At 55.0% G+C, this 14727-nt stretch carries 15 protein-coding genes and 2 tRNA genes; all 17 read right to left on the reverse strand.

Annotation, left to right across the window (positions count from 1 at the left end; all coding sequences use genetic code 11):
- Positions 1 to 26: 26 nt before the first annotated feature.
- Positions 27 to 102, reverse strand: a tRNA-Val gene (locus ENTHG_RS09500).
- Between the two features lie 125 nt (positions 103 to 227).
- A tRNA-Lys gene (locus ENTHG_RS09505) sits at positions 228 to 303 on the reverse strand.
- Positions 304 to 466: 163 nt separating this feature from the next.
- Positions 467 to 1255, reverse strand: coding sequence for a cell division protein CpoB (gene cpoB, locus ENTHG_RS09510; protein ID WP_044178404.1), 789 nt, complete (start codon positions 1253 to 1255; stop codon positions 467 to 469).
- Between the two features lie 9 nt (positions 1256 to 1264).
- The gene (pal, locus tag ENTHG_RS09515; protein ID WP_044178407.1) at positions 1265 to 1786 is read right to left on the reverse strand and encodes a peptidoglycan-associated lipoprotein Pal; all 522 of its coding nucleotides are present in this window, start codon (positions 1784 to 1786) and stop codon (positions 1265 to 1267) included.
- 34 nt (positions 1787 to 1820) lie between these two features.
- A complete protein-coding gene (gene tolB, locus ENTHG_RS09520; RefSeq protein WP_044178410.1) occupies positions 1821 to 3113 on the reverse strand; it encodes a Tol-Pal system beta propeller repeat protein TolB in 1293 nt (430 codons plus the stop codon).
- Positions 3114 to 3235: 122 nt separating this feature from the next.
- On the reverse strand, positions 3236 to 4537 hold the full coding sequence (gene tolA, locus ENTHG_RS09525) for a cell envelope integrity protein TolA (protein ID WP_044178413.1): 1302 nt from the start codon (positions 4535 to 4537) through the stop codon (positions 3236 to 3238).
- 38 nt (positions 4538 to 4575) lie between these two features.
- The gene (gene tolR, locus ENTHG_RS09530) at positions 4576 to 5013 is read right to left on the reverse strand and encodes a colicin uptake protein TolR (RefSeq protein ID WP_044178416.1); all 438 of its coding nucleotides are present in this window, start codon (positions 5011 to 5013) and stop codon (positions 4576 to 4578) included.
- A gap of 3 nt (positions 5014 to 5016) precedes the next feature.
- Positions 5017 to 5709, reverse strand: a complete 693-nt coding sequence (tolQ, locus tag ENTHG_RS09535; RefSeq protein WP_106403211.1) for a Tol-Pal system protein TolQ — start codon at positions 5707 to 5709, stop codon at positions 5017 to 5019.
- Positions 5706 to 6110, reverse strand: a complete 405-nt coding sequence (gene ybgC / locus ENTHG_RS09540) for a tol-pal system-associated acyl-CoA thioesterase (RefSeq protein ID WP_044178423.1) — start codon at positions 6108 to 6110, stop codon at positions 5706 to 5708. Before ybgC ends, tolQ begins: the two co-directional genes overlap by 4 nt.
- 148 nt (positions 6111 to 6258) lie before the next feature.
- Positions 6259 to 6549, reverse strand: coding sequence for a cyd operon protein YbgE (gene ybgE / locus ENTHG_RS09545; RefSeq protein ID WP_044178426.1), 291 nt, complete (start codon positions 6547 to 6549; stop codon positions 6259 to 6261).
- On the reverse strand, positions 6549 to 6662 hold the full coding sequence (gene cydX, locus ENTHG_RS09550; protein WP_044178429.1) for a cytochrome bd-I oxidase subunit CydX: 114 nt from the start codon (positions 6660 to 6662) through the stop codon (positions 6549 to 6551). Before cydX ends, ybgE begins: the two co-directional genes overlap by 1 nt.
- Positions 6663 to 6676: 14 nt before the next feature.
- Entirely contained in the window at positions 6677 to 7816 is a 1140-nt protein-coding gene (gene cydB / locus ENTHG_RS09555; RefSeq protein WP_044178432.1) for a cytochrome d ubiquinol oxidase subunit II, read from the reverse strand.
- Positions 7817 to 7831: 15 nt separating this feature from the next.
- Positions 7832 to 9430 (reverse strand): cytochrome ubiquinol oxidase subunit I, encoded by a 1599-nt coding sequence (cydA, locus tag ENTHG_RS09560; protein WP_044178435.1) that lies wholly within the window; start codon positions 9428 to 9430, stop codon positions 7832 to 7834.
- 766 nt (positions 9431 to 10196) lie between these two features.
- Complete coding sequence (gene sucD, locus ENTHG_RS09565; RefSeq protein ID WP_044178438.1) at positions 10197 to 11066, reverse strand: succinate--CoA ligase subunit alpha; 870 nt, start codon at positions 11064 to 11066, stop codon at positions 10197 to 10199.
- Entirely contained in the window at positions 11066 to 12232 is a 1167-nt protein-coding gene (gene sucC / locus ENTHG_RS09570; RefSeq protein ID WP_044178441.1) for an ADP-forming succinate--CoA ligase subunit beta, read from the reverse strand. The genes sucD and sucC overlap by 1 nt, the downstream gene beginning before the upstream one ends.
- A gap of 91 nt (positions 12233 to 12323) precedes the next feature.
- Complete coding sequence (gene odhB / locus ENTHG_RS09575; RefSeq protein ID WP_044178443.1) at positions 12324 to 13544, reverse strand: 2-oxoglutarate dehydrogenase complex dihydrolipoyllysine-residue succinyltransferase; 1221 nt, start codon at positions 13542 to 13544, stop codon at positions 12324 to 12326.
- 14 nt (positions 13545 to 13558) lie between these two features.
- Positions 13559 to 14727: 2-oxoglutarate dehydrogenase (locus tag ENTHG_RS09580; protein ID WP_044178446.1), on the reverse strand; the 1169-nt coding region annotated here is incomplete at its 5' end.

The following is a 14727-nucleotide window of genomic DNA, read 5'->3' on the forward strand; positions in this document are numbered from 1 at the left end:
TCTACCAACTGAGCTAACGACCCGAGTGGTGGGTGATGACGGGATCGAACCGCCGACCCCCTCCTTGTAAGGGAGGTGCTCTCCCAGCTGAGCTAATCACCCGATACTACGCTGGATAAAACTATTTGGTGGGTCGTGCAGGATGACTCGGCTTTGCCTCGCCCTACGGGCCGTTGCTGTCGCAACGTTATCCTTTACGTTTTACTATCGCGTTCCACCAGAACGATTGGTGGGTCGTGCAGGATTCGAACCTGCGACCAATTGATTAAAAGTCAACTGCTCTACCAACTGAGCTAACGACCCACTTTTGCGCTGCTTTCGGGCTGCTTGATATCCCGTGGCAACGGCGGCATATATTACTGATTTAAGATGACAGCGCAACAAAAATTTCGAGCAAGATCACTTAACTGCTTATGATTCACGCGACAAGACCAGAAAAAAGCACTTTCTGGTCATGTCATATTCATCACATAGATGCGAGACGTTTTTGCGCCTGTTTTGCGCCGTCCGTACCGGGGTACTTGGCGACAACCTGCTGGTAAACGGCTTTCGCTTTCGCGGTATCGCCTTTGTCCTGCATAATAACGCCGACCTTAAACATCGCGTCAGCCGCCTTCGGCGACTTCGGATAGTTTTTTACTACCGATGCGAAATAAAACGCCGCGTCATCCTTCTTCCCCTTGTTGTAATTCAACTGCCCCAGCCAGTAGTTCGCGTTGGGCAAGTAGGTTGAATTCGGGTATTGCTTCACAAAGTTCTGGAAGGCCGCAATGGCATCGTCCTGACGCGATTTATCCTGGACCAGGGCAATAGCTGCATTGTAGTCCGTGTTCGCGTCACCGCTTTGTACAGGCGCTCCGCTGGAGGCTGCCGCGCCATCAGGCGCTGCCTGAGTAGCAGAACCGCTCTGATCGCCAGCGGCTTGTTGCGTCTGCCCTGCTCCGCCGCTACCGAGGCTATTGATCTGCTGCTGGATTTGCTGCTGCTGCTCCATCACCTGGCTCAGCTTATACTGGCTTTCCTGAATCTGCCCGCGTAGCGAGTCGATGTCGGCCTGGTTATCAGAAAGTTGTTGCTGGAGTTGAGTCAAAAGCTGGCTGTGAGCGTTAGAAATACGCTCAAGTTGAGTGACGCGGTCTTCGACCGAGCCGGAGCCGACACTACTGATTGGCGCTTGAGCAAAAGCGGCCCAGGGGGCCGCTATGCCAACCAGTAACGACAGACTCAATAGTTGATGTCTGAGGTTACTGCTCATGCAATTCTCTTAGTAAACCAGTACGGCACGACGGTTTTTAGCGTAAGCAGATTCGTCATGGCCCAGTACTGCAGGTTTTTCTTTACCGTAAGAAACGATGGAGATCTGGTCAGCGGAAACGCCTTTACCCTGCAGGTACATTTTAACGGCGTTAGCACGACGTTCACCCAGGGAGATGTTGTATTCCGGAGTACCACGTTCGTCAGCGTGACCTTCAACGGTAACTTTGTAGGACGGGTTGCTACGCAGGAAGTTAGCGTGCGCATCCAGCATCGCAGCGAAGTCAGAACGGATGTCGTACTTGTCCAGATCGAAGTAAACGATATTGTTCTGCTGCAGCTGCTGCATCTGCAGACGTGCCTGCTCTTCAGAAGACATGTTGCCGTTGCCGTTTGCGTCCATACCAGTGCCGGCACCCAGCATGCCTTCGCCACTCTGATCGTTGCTTGCGTTCTTGTTAGAAGAACATGCTGCGACTGCCATAACAGGCAGAGCGATCATCAGCCCTTTCAGCACTTTGTTCAGTTGCATTTCTTTGATTCCTATATTAATTACTTAATTATTATTACAGATACGGCGACCAGGCAGGTGATTTTACCTGTCCATCAGACGCCGGAATACGCGCTTTGAAACGCCCATCTGTAGAAACCAGATTCAGCACGGATCCCATCCCCTGAGAAGAGCTGTAGATTACCATTGTGCCGTTAGGTGCCAGACTCGGCGATTCATCCAGGAACGTTGACGATAAAACCTGCACGCCACCCGCTACCAGATCCTGTTTGGCAATGTGCTGCTGACCACCGTCGGTGCTTACCATTACCATAAATTTGCCGTCGGCGCTTACGTCAGCATCCTGGTTTTGCGAACCCTGCCAGGTAATACGCTGCGGCGTGCCGCCGTTAACATTAACTTTATAAACCTGCGGACGACCGGCCTGGTCGGATGTGAACGCCAGATTCTGGCTATCCGGGAACCAGGTTGGTTCGGTATTGTTGCTGCGACCATCGGTAACCTGACGAATCTGACCAGAGCCCAGGTCCATCACGTAGATGTTCAGGCTACCGGTTTTAGACAGCGCGAAGGCGATTTTAGAGCCGTCAGGAGAGAACGCCGGTGCGCCGTTGTGACGCGGGAAAGACGCCACCTGGCGCACAGAGGTGCTTGCCAGATCCTGAATGACCAGGGCTGAACGACCGCTCTCGAAAGTCACGTAAGCGAGTTTAGAGGCATCAGGGGACCAGGCAGGAGACATCAGCGGCTGCGTGGAACGATGCACCAGGAACTGGTTGTGGCCGTCGTAGTCAGCAACGCGCAGCTCGTACGGGAACTGGCCGCCGTTGGTCTGAACAACGTAAGCGATACGGGTACGGAATGCGCCCTTAATACCGGTCAGCTTCTGGAACACTTCATCACTGGCGGTATGCGCGGCATAGCGTAGCCATTGCTTGTTCACTTTATAGGAATTTTGCGCCAGCACCGTACCCGGCGCGCCGCCGGTATCAACCAGCTGGTATGCGACATTGTAGCTGCCGTCCGGGTTAGGCGTAACCTGCCCTACCACAACGGCATCGATACCCAGCGCAGACCATGCGGCCGGCTGAACTTCCTGCGCGGTAGCGGGTTGCTGCGGCAGGCGCGTACGGTCAAGCGGGTTGAATTTACCGCTATTGCGTAAATCTGCTGAGACAACATCGCCGATATCCTCAGGCGCGCTGCCTGGCCCTGCCCACTGGAAGGGCACCACACCGATTGGGCGTGCCGAGTCCACCCCCTGGGTGATCTCGATACGTACTTCTGCGTGCAGCACAGCTGCCCACAGCATCAGAAAACCAAATGCTACACGTAATGCCTGCTTCATCATATCTCCCTTATCCGGGCGGAAAACCCGCGATAATTTAGCAGAATGTTAACAAACCCAAAATACAATCATTATACAACCTGGCTTCGCAGTTGAAGCCAGGAAACCGCCTTGATGAAATCCTAAAGTTTGAAGCCTAACGTGGCGTCCTTCACTCTTTCATACACCTCTTTGCTCGGCGGCGCAGGCATATTCGCCGTACGGGCCGCGCGTAATGCTGCTTCGCAGAGTTCCGGATCCCCTCCCCTTGACTCGATGCCTTTTAGAGAGCCATCGGCATTAAGGGTAATATGAAGATCGCAGGTTTTCCCTACGTACAAGTCTGCATTATAGAGCTTGTTCTGGATTGCCACTTTTATCTGGTTTGTATACTTGCTGATATCCGCATTGCTGGCACCGCTGTCGCCGTTGCGACTGTTGTTACCCGCCCCTGCCGGTGCGGCATTAGCGCCTTTCGCGCCGCCGCCCGTTTTCGGCGCATTCTTACCGGAACTGAGATCGCCAAGCAGATCGTCAACGCCCGCTGCGGCGGCCGCTTTTTCAGCGGCGGCCTTTTTCGCCGCAGCCGCTTTATCAGCCGCTGCTTTCTTATCGGCAGCCGCTTTCGCCGCTGCAGCTTTTTTCTCAGCGGCGGCTTTTTCGGCAGCCGCTTTTTTCTCCGCTGCGGCTTTCTCTGCTGCGGCTGCTTTTTCAGCCGCTGCTTTTTCCGCGGCGGCCTTCTCTGCCGCTGCCGCTTTCTTCGCAGCCTCGGCAGCCGCTTTCTTCTCGGCTTCCTGCTGCGCTTTTTTCGCGGCTTCCGCCTCTGCTTTTTTCTTCGCGTCCGCTGCGGCTTTGGCTGCCTCAGCTTCGGCTTTTTTCTTCGCATCGGCTGCCGCTTTGGCTGCCGCTTCTTCCGCCGCTTTCGCCTGAGCGTCCGCTTTGGCTTTAGCGTCTGCTGCGGCTTTCGCCTGGGCGTCCGCTTTCGCTTTCGCGTCGGCGGCAGCTTTTGCAGCGGCCTCTTCTGCCTGTTTCTGCGCTTCCTGGGCTTTCTTCGCCGCTTCTTCAGCTTTTTTCTGCTGTTCAGCCTGCTCGCGAGCCGCTTCCTGCGCCTGCAGCCGCTCCTGCTCGAGCTGTTTTAAGCGCTCCTGCTCGGCGGCCTGTTTTTCACGCAGCTCTTCCGCCTGCTGTTGCGCCTGCTTTTCTCGCTGCTCTTCGGCACGTTTCGCACTTGCCTGCTGTTGCTGCTGGCGGTTGTAGTTCTCGACTACCGCGCCGGGATCAACCATGACGGCATCGATAGATGAACCGCCGCCGCCGCCCGCAGAAGCGTCAATATTTTCATCAAACGAGCTCCAGATCAGCAGCGCCACCAGAATCAGGTGAAGCACTGCTGATATTGCTATCGCGCGTTTAAGTTTGTCGTTTTGTACGGTTGCCTTTGACACTCTCGGTTCCCAAAAACTGCCGCCTGTCAGGCTGGTGATCAGATAGGCTGCGTCATCAAGCCAACCGATTTAACACCCGCGCTGTGTAACAGGTTTAGCGCTTTAATGATTTCATCGTAAGGCACGTCTTTCGCGCCGCCGATTAAGAAAACGGTTTTCGGATTGGATTGCAGACGACGCTGCGCCTCAGCAATCACCTGCTCGGGCGGCAGCTGATCCATACGATCTTTTTCCACCACCACGCTGTACTGTCCGACACCGGAAACCTCGATAATAACCGGAGGATCGTCATTGGTACTGACCGTCTGCGACTCTGTCGCATCCGGCAGATCCACTTCCACGCTCTGGGTAATGATCGGCGCGGTCGCCATAAAGATCAGCAACAGCACCAGCAGTACGTCCAGCAACGGTACGATATTGATTTCGGACTTGAGGCCGCGGCTGCCACGGCTACTCCGCCCACGCGTTCTGGCCATGGTTTACCCCTTGTTGCTCTCGCTGCTGGTAAACGCCTGACGGTGCAGAATCGCGGTGAACTCTTCCATAAAGTTGTCGTAATTCAGTTCCAGTTTGTTCACGCGCTGGTTCAGTCGGTTATAGGCCATTACCGCCGGAATAGCCGCAAACAGACCGATTGCGGTGGCAATCAGCGCTTCGGCGATACCCGGCGCAACCATCTGCAGCGTTGCCTGTTTTACCGCGCCCAGCGCGATAAAGGCGTGCATGATCCCCCATACCGTACCGAACAGCCCAATATAGGGGCTGATGGAACCGACGGTGCCGAGGAAAGGAATATGGGTTTCAAGGCTCTCCAGTTCGCGGTTCATGGAGATACGCATCGCCCGCGACGCGCCTTCTACGATGGCTTCCGGCGCATGGCTGTTGGCCTTGTGCAGCCGGGCAAACTCTTTAAAGCCGCTGTAGAAAATTTGTTCCGACCCGGTCAGGTTATCGCGACGCCCCTGGCTTTCCTGGTACAGACGCGACAGTTCAATGCCAGACCAGAATTTGTCTTCAAACGCTTCCGCTTCACGGCCGGCTGCGTTAAGAATACGTGTTCTCTGGATAATGATGGCCCAGGATGCGATTGAAAAACCAATCAAAATCAACATGATAAGTTTGACCAGAAGGCTTGCCTTCAGGAACAAATCAAGGATGTTCATGTCAGTCACTGCTTAAACTCCGCGACAATAGACTTGGGAAGCGCACGAGGCTTCATTAAGAGTGGATCAACACAGACAATCAGTACCTCTGCTTCATTCAGCACTTTATTCTCTGCGTTGACGATCCGCTGCGTGAAGACCAGAGAGGTGCCACGCATTGATGTTATTTCCGTTTGGACTTCGAGCATGTCGTCGAGTCTGGCGGGTGCAAAATACTCCAGCGTCATTTTGCGTACCACGAATGCGACGCGCTCGGCCAGCAAAACCTGCTGACTAAAGTGATGGTGGCGCAGCATCTCAGTGCGTGCTCGTTCATAGAAAGCCACGTAGCTGGCGTGGTAAACCACACCACCGGCGTCGGTGTCTTCGTAGTAGACACGAACCGGCCATCGAAACAGCGTTGTATTCACTTTACATCCCGGTAAGGCAAAAAAAGTTTGAGCTTTTAAACTCCGCTACTATACGCGCGGGAAAGGTGCTTTGGAATGGGTTGAAGTAAACGGAGAGTAAAAAATTATGGGCTTTTGCAAGCCCATATCAGATGCGGAGATTTCTGATTCAAAAGAAAAAGAAAATTAGCCCTGCCAGCAGCACCAGGTCGGCGATGAGCGGGCAAAATAGCCCCTGCCAGTGGACAGCTTTCGGGCGAAAGCCGACACCGTGGATCACGCCAGCGCAGACCGCCCACATGATTAGAAAACCGTGCCAGACGGCAAGCTCGCTGGTCTTCGCCGCAAAGCGCGACGGGTCCCAAAATACGCAGCCCGCCAGCAGCAGCGCCATGATCAGGGAAAGCGCCCGTAAAGGGCGCTTATCCATCACATTGTACAGCGTCGCGATGATGGTCATCAGTGACGTTCTTCACCGGCTTTGGTTGCTTCCACGTGTTCGAACGCCAGCGCGGTTATCACGCCAAATGCACAGGCAAGAAGCGTTCCTAAAATCCATGCGAAATACCACATAATCAGCTCCTTACTTAGTACATAGAGTGAGTGTTGCTTTCAATGTGCTCTTTGGTGATGCGACCAAACATTTTCCAGTAGCACCACGCGGTGTACAGAAGAATGATGGGAACAAACACCAGCGCCACAAAGGTCATCAGGTTCAGGGTCATCTGGCTGGAGGTCGCGTCCCACATGGTCAGACTGGCGTTCATCATAATGCTTGAAGGCATGACGAATGGGAACATCGCAATACCCGCGGTCAGAATGATGCAGGCCAGCGTCAGGGACGAGAAGATAAAGCCGAACGCGGCTTTTTCCAGACGAGCGCACAGGATGGTCAGCACCGGCAGAACAACGCCCAGCGCCGGGATAGCCCACAGCAACGGCGTGTTATTGAAGTTCGCCAGCCACGCGCCAGCCTGACGCGCCACCTCTTTGTTCAGCGGGTTGGATGCGGCATGGTGGTCTACAGCTGAGGTTACGACGTAACCATCAATGCCCATCATCACCCAGATGCCAGCCAGCACGAAGCAGACCATGGTAATCAGCGCCGCAAACTGCGCCACTGAACGGGCGCGCAGATGCAGCTCGCCAACGGTACGCATTTGCAGGTAGGTCGCGCCCTGGGTCACAATCATCGCCACGCTCACCACACCGGCCAGCAGGCCAAACGGGTTCAGCAGCTGGAAGAAGTTACCTTCATAGGTGAGACGCAGATACTCATCCACGCTAAACGGTACGCCCTGCAGCAGGTTGCCGAACGCCACGCCAATCACCAGCGGCGGCACGAAGCTGCCGATGAAGATGCCCCAGTCCCACATGTTGCGCCAGCGGGTGTCTTCAATTTTGGAACGGTAGTCAAAACCGACCGGACGGAAGAACAGCGAAGCCAGCACCAGAATCATCGCCACATAGAAACCGGAAAACGCGGCGGCGTAGACCATCGGCCAGGCGGCGAACAGCGCCCCGCCCGCGGTGATCAGCCACACCTGGTTACCGTCCCAGTGCGGCGCGATGGAGTTGATCATAATTCGACGCTCGGTGTCGCTGCGACCGAGGAAACGGGTGAGCATGCCCACCCCCATGTCGAAGCCGTCGGTGACGGCGAAACCGATCAGCAGAACGCCAACCAGCAGCCACCAGATAAAACGCAGTACTTCATAATCGATCATTTGACGACTCCTGTCTTAACGTGCCGGCTGAGAAGACACGGTGGACGATTCATATTCACCGGCGGTGAAATTGGGCTGCTCATAGTGATAACGACCCGTTTTCAGGCTGCTCGGCCCCAGGCGGGCGAACTTAAACATCAGGTACAGTTCAGCTACCAGGAACAGGGTGTAGAGGCCGCAAATCAGAATCATTGAAAACAGCAGATCGCCAACGGTCAGGGTTGAGTTGGCAACCGCGGTGGGCAGCATCTCACCGATAGCCCACGGCTGACGGCCATACTCAGCGACAAACCAGCCGGATTCGATGGCAATCCACGGCAGCGGAATACCATACAGCGCCGCTTTCAGCAGCCATTTCTTCTCGCCGATCCGGTTACGGCAAACGGTCCAGAAGGCAACAGCGATAATGAACAGCATCAGCACGCCGCAGGCCACCATGATACGGAAGGCGAAGTAGAGCGGCGCAACGCGCGGGATAGAGTCCTGCGTCGCCATCTTAATCTGATCTTCCGTCGCATCGGCCACGTTAGGCGTATAGCGTTTCAGCAGCAGACCGTAGCCGAGGTCTTTCTTCACATTGTTGAACTCGTCGCGGACGGCCTGATCGGTAGAGCCGGAGCGCAGCTGTTCGAGCAGGTGATAAGCTTTCATCCCGTTACGGATACGCTCTTCATGCTGAACCATCAGGTCTTTCAGGCCGATAACCGGCGTGTCGACGGAGCGGGTAGCAATAATGCCCAGCGCATACGGGATCTGAATAGAAAAGTTGTTTTTCTGCCCGTTCTGATCCGGAATACCAAACAGCGTAAAGGCCGCCGGCGCAGGTTGGGTTTCCCATTCTGCTTCAATGGCCGCCAGTTTGGTTTTCTGCACGTCGCCCATTTCGTAACCGGACTCATCGCCCAGCACGATAACGGAGAGGATGGCCGCCATACCAAAGCTCGCTGCAATAGCGAAAGAGCGTTTGGCAAACGCGATGTCGCGGCCGCGCAGCAGGTAGTAGGAGCTGATGCCGAGGATGAAGATAGCGCCACAGGTGTAGCCGGAAGCTACGGTGTGAACAAATTTCACCTGTGCAACCGGGTTCAGCACCAGTTCAGAGAAGCTGACCATCTCCATACGCATGGTTTCGAAGTTGAAATCCGCGGCGACAGGGTTTTGCATCCAGCCGTTCGCCACCAGGATCCACAACGCAGAAAGGTTAGAGCCCAGCGCCACCAGCCACGTCACTGCCATGTGCTGCACTTTGCCAAGACGATCCCAACCGAAGAAGAACAGACCTACAAAAGTGGACTCGAGGAAGAAAGCCATCAGGCCTTCAATGGCCAGCGGCGCACCGAAGATATCGCCCACGTAGTGAGAATAATAAGACCAGTTAGTCCCGAACTGGAACTCCATGGTCAGACCGGTCGCCACGCCCAGCGCAAAGTTGATACCAAACAACTTGCCCCAGAACTTGGTCATATCTTTATAAATCTGTTTGCCGGAGAGGACGTAGACCGTTTCCATGATGGCCAGCAGGAACGCCATACCGAGCGTTAGCGGGACAAAAAGGAAGTGGTACATCGCGGTCAAGGCAAACTGCAAACGTGACAGTTCGACTATATCTAACATCATGACTCCTTGCTCATCGCATGAAGACGCCGAGAGTAAACCTCAGTCAGCGAAGGTTTACACGCATGCCCCAATACAAAGTTGTTGCGCTTTTAAATCATCATCGACAAAAAAGTTACAACCACGTTAATGAAAAACCCGAATTGATTTGTCGAATATATTACTCCGCAATCCCCTTACAATAAAAAGGTTTTTATTGGCTTTGTTTTATGTTTTTCGACAGTGATCAATTTATCGCTAAAATACCACTTTTTGCAGAATTTGATCCGCAACAATTTATCTATTTTCTAAGAATTTTCCAAGCTTTTAAATATTGATTTAAATCAATTTAATCCCTAATTGTTAATTTTGTTTATGGTGAAACGCCAGAGTAAAATCAGTGTTAACAATATGTTTGTTTTAAGGGCGCGCGGAGTTAAAAAAAGCCCGTGGCCGCGCTGCTACGACAGTAGTGCTATGGCAAGGACGCAACAGGCCCTTAGCGGGAGGAAACTCTTTTCCGTTTATTTAATTGTTAGAGTGGCATAATTAATTTCACAATTAATTTACTTTCACCACTAAGTATTTAACACCGCAAAGTTATTATTTATAGAACACAGGGCAAATGTGACGAAGAGCCGGTTTTATTGCCCGAAAGGAAGATGAAGATAACTGCACGTTATGATTCTGCCCCCCTCGTAACACGACGCAAAAAAAAGGCCACTCATCACGAGTGGCCAACCATGTCGAAAGGATTACAGCTCCCCCTTAGAGGAGCGAAAGGGTTTTATTTAATGATGCTTTTCAGTGCTTCGCCAATATCAGCAAGGCTACGTACGGTTTTCACGCCTGCGGCTTCAAGGGCTGCGAATTTCTCATCCGCGGTGCCTTTACCGCCCGCGATGATGGCGCCTGCGTGGCCCATACGCTTGCCTTTCGGCGCGGTCACACCGGCGATGTAGCCCACTACCGGCTTGGTCACGTGTTCTTTAATGTAAGCCGCCGCCTCTTCTTCCGCGCTGCCGCCGATCTCGCCAATCATCACGATGGCTTCGGTCTGCGGATCGTCCTGGAACAGTTTCAGGATGTCGATGAAGTTAGAGCCCGGGATCGGGTCGCCGCCGATGCCCACGCAGGTGGACTGGCCGAAGCCGTAGTCGGTGGTCTGCTTAACGGCTTCATAGGTCAGGGTACCGGAGCGGGAGACGATGCCCACTTTGCCCGGCTTATGAATGTGGCCCGGCATGATGCCGATTTTGCACTCGCCTGGGGTGATCACGCCCGGACAGTTCGGCCCGATCATGCGCACGCCCGCTTCGTCCAGTTTCACCTTCACGGTCAGCATATCCAGCGTCGGGATACCCTCGGTAATGGTGATAATCAGTTTGATGCCCGCATCGATAGCTTCGAGGATGGAATCTTTGCAGAACGGCGCCGGAACGTAAATGACGGTCGCGGTGGCGCCGGTGGCTTCTACCGCTTCACGTACGGTGTTAAATACCGGCAGGCCCAGATGGGTGGTGCCGCCTTTGCCCGGCGTTACACCGCCGACCATTTGCGTACCGTAGGCAATCGCCTGTTCGGAGTGGAACGTACCCTGGCTGCCGGTAAAGCCCTGGCAGATCACTTTGGTGTTTTTATCGATTAAAACTGACATTATTTACCCTCCACTGCGGCAACAACCTGCTGTGCTGCATCCGTCAGACTTTTCGCTGCGATAATATTCAGGCCGCTGTCCGCCAGACGCTGCGCGCCCAGCTCCGCGTTGTTGCCTTCCAGGCGTACCACTACCGGCACATTTACGCCCACTTCTTCTACCGCGCCAATAATACCGTCGGCAATCAGGTCGCAACGAACGATACCGCCGAAGATGTTCACCAGAACGGCTTTCACATTGTCGTCAGAGAGGATGATTTTAAACGCTTCGGTGACGCGCTCTTTGGTCGCGCCGCCGCCTACGTCAAGGAAGTTAGCCGGTTCGCCGCCGTGCAGCTTAACGATGTCCATGGTGCCCATCGCCAGGCCCGCACCGTTAACCATGCAGCCGATGTTGCCATCCAGCGCCACGTAGTTGAGTTCCCACTGCGCCGCCTGCGCTTCGCGCGGGTCTTCCTGCGACTGGTCGCGCATTTCGCGCAGATCCGGCTGGCGGAACAGCGCATTGCCGTCTGCGCCCAGTTTGCCGTCGAGGCAGACCAGATCGCCCTGCTTAGTGATAACCAGCGGGTTAATCTCGATCAGCGCCAGGTCGCGCTCCAGGAAGATAGTCGCCAGACCCATAAAGATCTTGGTGAACTGTTGAACCAGTTTGCCTTCCAGGCCCAGTTTGAATGCCAGTTCGCGTCCCTGGTAAGGCATCGGGCCCGCCAGCGGATCGAGTGCGATTTTGTGGATCAGGTGCGGGGTCTCTTCCGCCACTTTTTCAATTTCCACGCCGCCTTCGGTAGAGGCCATAAACACGACGCGACGGGAGCCGCGATCGACTACCGCGCCCACATAGAGCTCTTTGTCGATATCGGTTGCCGCTTCCACCAGAATCTGGTTCACCGGCTGGCCGTTCGCGTCCGTTTGATAGGTCACCAGGCGTTTGCCCAGCCAGTGCTCAGCAAACGCGCGGATCTCTTCTTTGCTTTTTACAACTTTTACGCCGCCTGCTTTGCCGCGGCCACCCGCATGCACCTGGCATTTCACTACCCACGGGCCAGCGCCGATTTTAGATGCGGCCTCTTCGGCTTCGCGCGGGGTCGAACAAGCGTAGCCGACCGGCGCAGGCAAGCCATAGCGGGCAAAAAGCTGTTTTGCCTGGTATTCATGTAAGTTCATGTTTTCTGTCCATCCTTCAGATTCATTATCAATGTGCCTGTATACCGTAGCGCGCAGCCCTGAGGTCTACAGGCAGTGATATTCTTAACGACTATACGTCCAGCAGCAGACGCGTCGGATCTTCCAGCAGCTCTTTGATGGCCACCAGGAAGCCCACCGATTCACGCCCGTCGATCAGGCGGTGATCGTAGGAGAGCGCCAGGTACATCATCGGCAGGATCTCAACTTTACCGTTAACCGCCATCGGACGATCTTTGATGGCATGCATGCCCAAAATCGCGCTCTGCGGCGGGTTGATAATTGGCGTAGACATCAGCGAACCGAAGACGCCGCCGTTGGTGATGGTAAAGTTACCGCCGGTAAGATCTTCTACGGTCAGTTTGCCGTCGCGGCCTTTGACAGCCAGATCTTTAATACGTTTCTCGATATCCGCCATGCCGAGGGTATCAACATCGCGCAGCACCGGCGTTACCAGGCCGCGTGGGGTGGAGACCGCCATGCTGACATCGAAATAGTTATGGTATACCACGTCATCGCCGTCGATTGAGGCGTTAACTTCCGGGTAACGTTTCAGCGCTTCTACTACGGCTTTCACGTAGAAAGACATAAAGCCCAGACGGATGCCGTGACGTTTTTCGAACGCCTCGCCGTACTGCTTGCGCAGATCCATAATCGGCTTCATGTTGACTTCGTTGAAGGTCGTCAGCATGGCGGTAGAGTTTTTCGCTTCCAGCAGACGCTCGGCCACGCGTTTACGCAGGCGGGTCATCGGGACGCGCTTCTCAGAGCGGCCACCCAGCGGCTGCACGGCAGGCGCCGCTGCGGCATCAGCCGGTTTCTCTTCTTTCGCTGGCGCTTTCGCCAGATGTTTTTCTACATCTTCACGGGTCAGACGGCCGCCGACGCCAGTGCCTTTAATCGCGCTGGCTTCGAGGTTGTGCTCGGCCAGCAGGCGACGGATCGCCGGGCTCAGGGCATCGTTGTTCTGCTCTTCGAGCGATGCCTGCTGGCGCTGTGCCGGGGTTGACTCTTTTGCGTCAGATTTGGCGCTGGACTCTTTGCCCGCGCTGTTGCCTTCACGCAGGCGGCCAAGGATCTGGCGAGAGGTCACGGTGGTGCCCTCGTCTTCCAGCACCGCGTCAAGGATGCCATCCGCCGATGCCGGTACTTCCAGTACCACTTTGTCAGTTTCGATTTCTACCAGCACTTCATCGCGCTGGACGCTATCGCCCGGTTTTTTATGCCAGGTGGCTACGGTCGCGTCAGCAACTGACTCAGGCAGGTCGGGAACAAGAATATCTACGCTACTCATTATTTATCCTTTAATTAATCGACGTTCAGCGCGTCATTAACCAGAGCTTGTTGCTGTTTCTGGTGAACGGACATATACCCTACCGCTGGCGAAGCGGAGGCCGGGCGGCCTGCATAACGCAGGGAAGCCCCAAACGGAATCACTTCACGGAAATGATGCTGGCTGCAGTACCACGCGCCCTGGTTGAGCGGCTCTTCCTGGCACCAGACAAAATCATGTACGTGGGCATACGATTTCAGCGCTTCCTGTACCGACTGGTGCGGGAACGGGTAGAGCTGTTCGATTCTCACAATAGCGACGTCCTTCTGGTCGTTTTTACGACGCTGTTCCAGCAGGTCGTAATAAACCTTACCAGAACAGAGAACAACGCGCTTAACCCCTTGCGGATCAAGGTCATCAACTTCGCCAATCGCCGGCATAAAGGTGCCGTTGGCCAGCTCGTCCATGGTCGATACCGCTAGCGGATGACGCAGCAGCGATTTCGGCGACATGACGATCAGCGGGCGGCGCATTCCGCGCAGCGCCTGGCGACGCAGCATGTGGTAAACCTGTGCCGGGGTGGACGGTACGCAAACCTGCATGTTCTGTTCAGCGCACAGCTGCAGATAACGTTCCAGACGCGCGGAGGAGTGCTCCGGCCCCTGCCCTTCGTAGCCGTGCGGCAGCAGCATTACCAGGCCGCACATCCGGCCCCATTTCTGCTCGCCGGAAGAGATGAACTGGTCAATCACCACCTGCGCGCCGTTGGCGAAGTCGCCGAACTGCGCTTCCCAGATGGTCAGCGTGCGCGGCTCGGCGGTGGCGTAGCCGTATTCAAAGGCCAGTACCGCTTCTTCTGACAGCACGGAGTCCCAGACTCTAAACGGCCCCTGACCATTGTGAACATGGTGCAGCGGGGTATAGGTTGAGCCATTCGCCTGGTTGTGAATCACCGCGTGACGGTGGAAGAAGGTGCCGCGACCGGAGTCTTCACCGGAGAGACGCACGGAGATGCCTTCATCTACCAGCGTCGCGTAGGCCAGGTTTTCTGCCCCGCCCCAGTCAAACAGCTTCTCGCCTGCCGCCATCGCCTGACGATCGTTATAGATTTTGGCGACGCGCGCCTGCATCTCAATCGCTTCCGGCACGGTGCTGATGCGTTTAGCCAGCTCCTGCAGGCGCTTCATCTCTACCTTATTCGGGT

Origin of the sequence: Phytobacter massiliensis JC163 (assembly GCF_000321045.1) — a bacterium.
Taxonomy (GTDB): domain Bacteria; phylum Pseudomonadota; class Gammaproteobacteria; order Enterobacterales; family Enterobacteriaceae; genus Phytobacter_A; species Phytobacter_A massiliensis.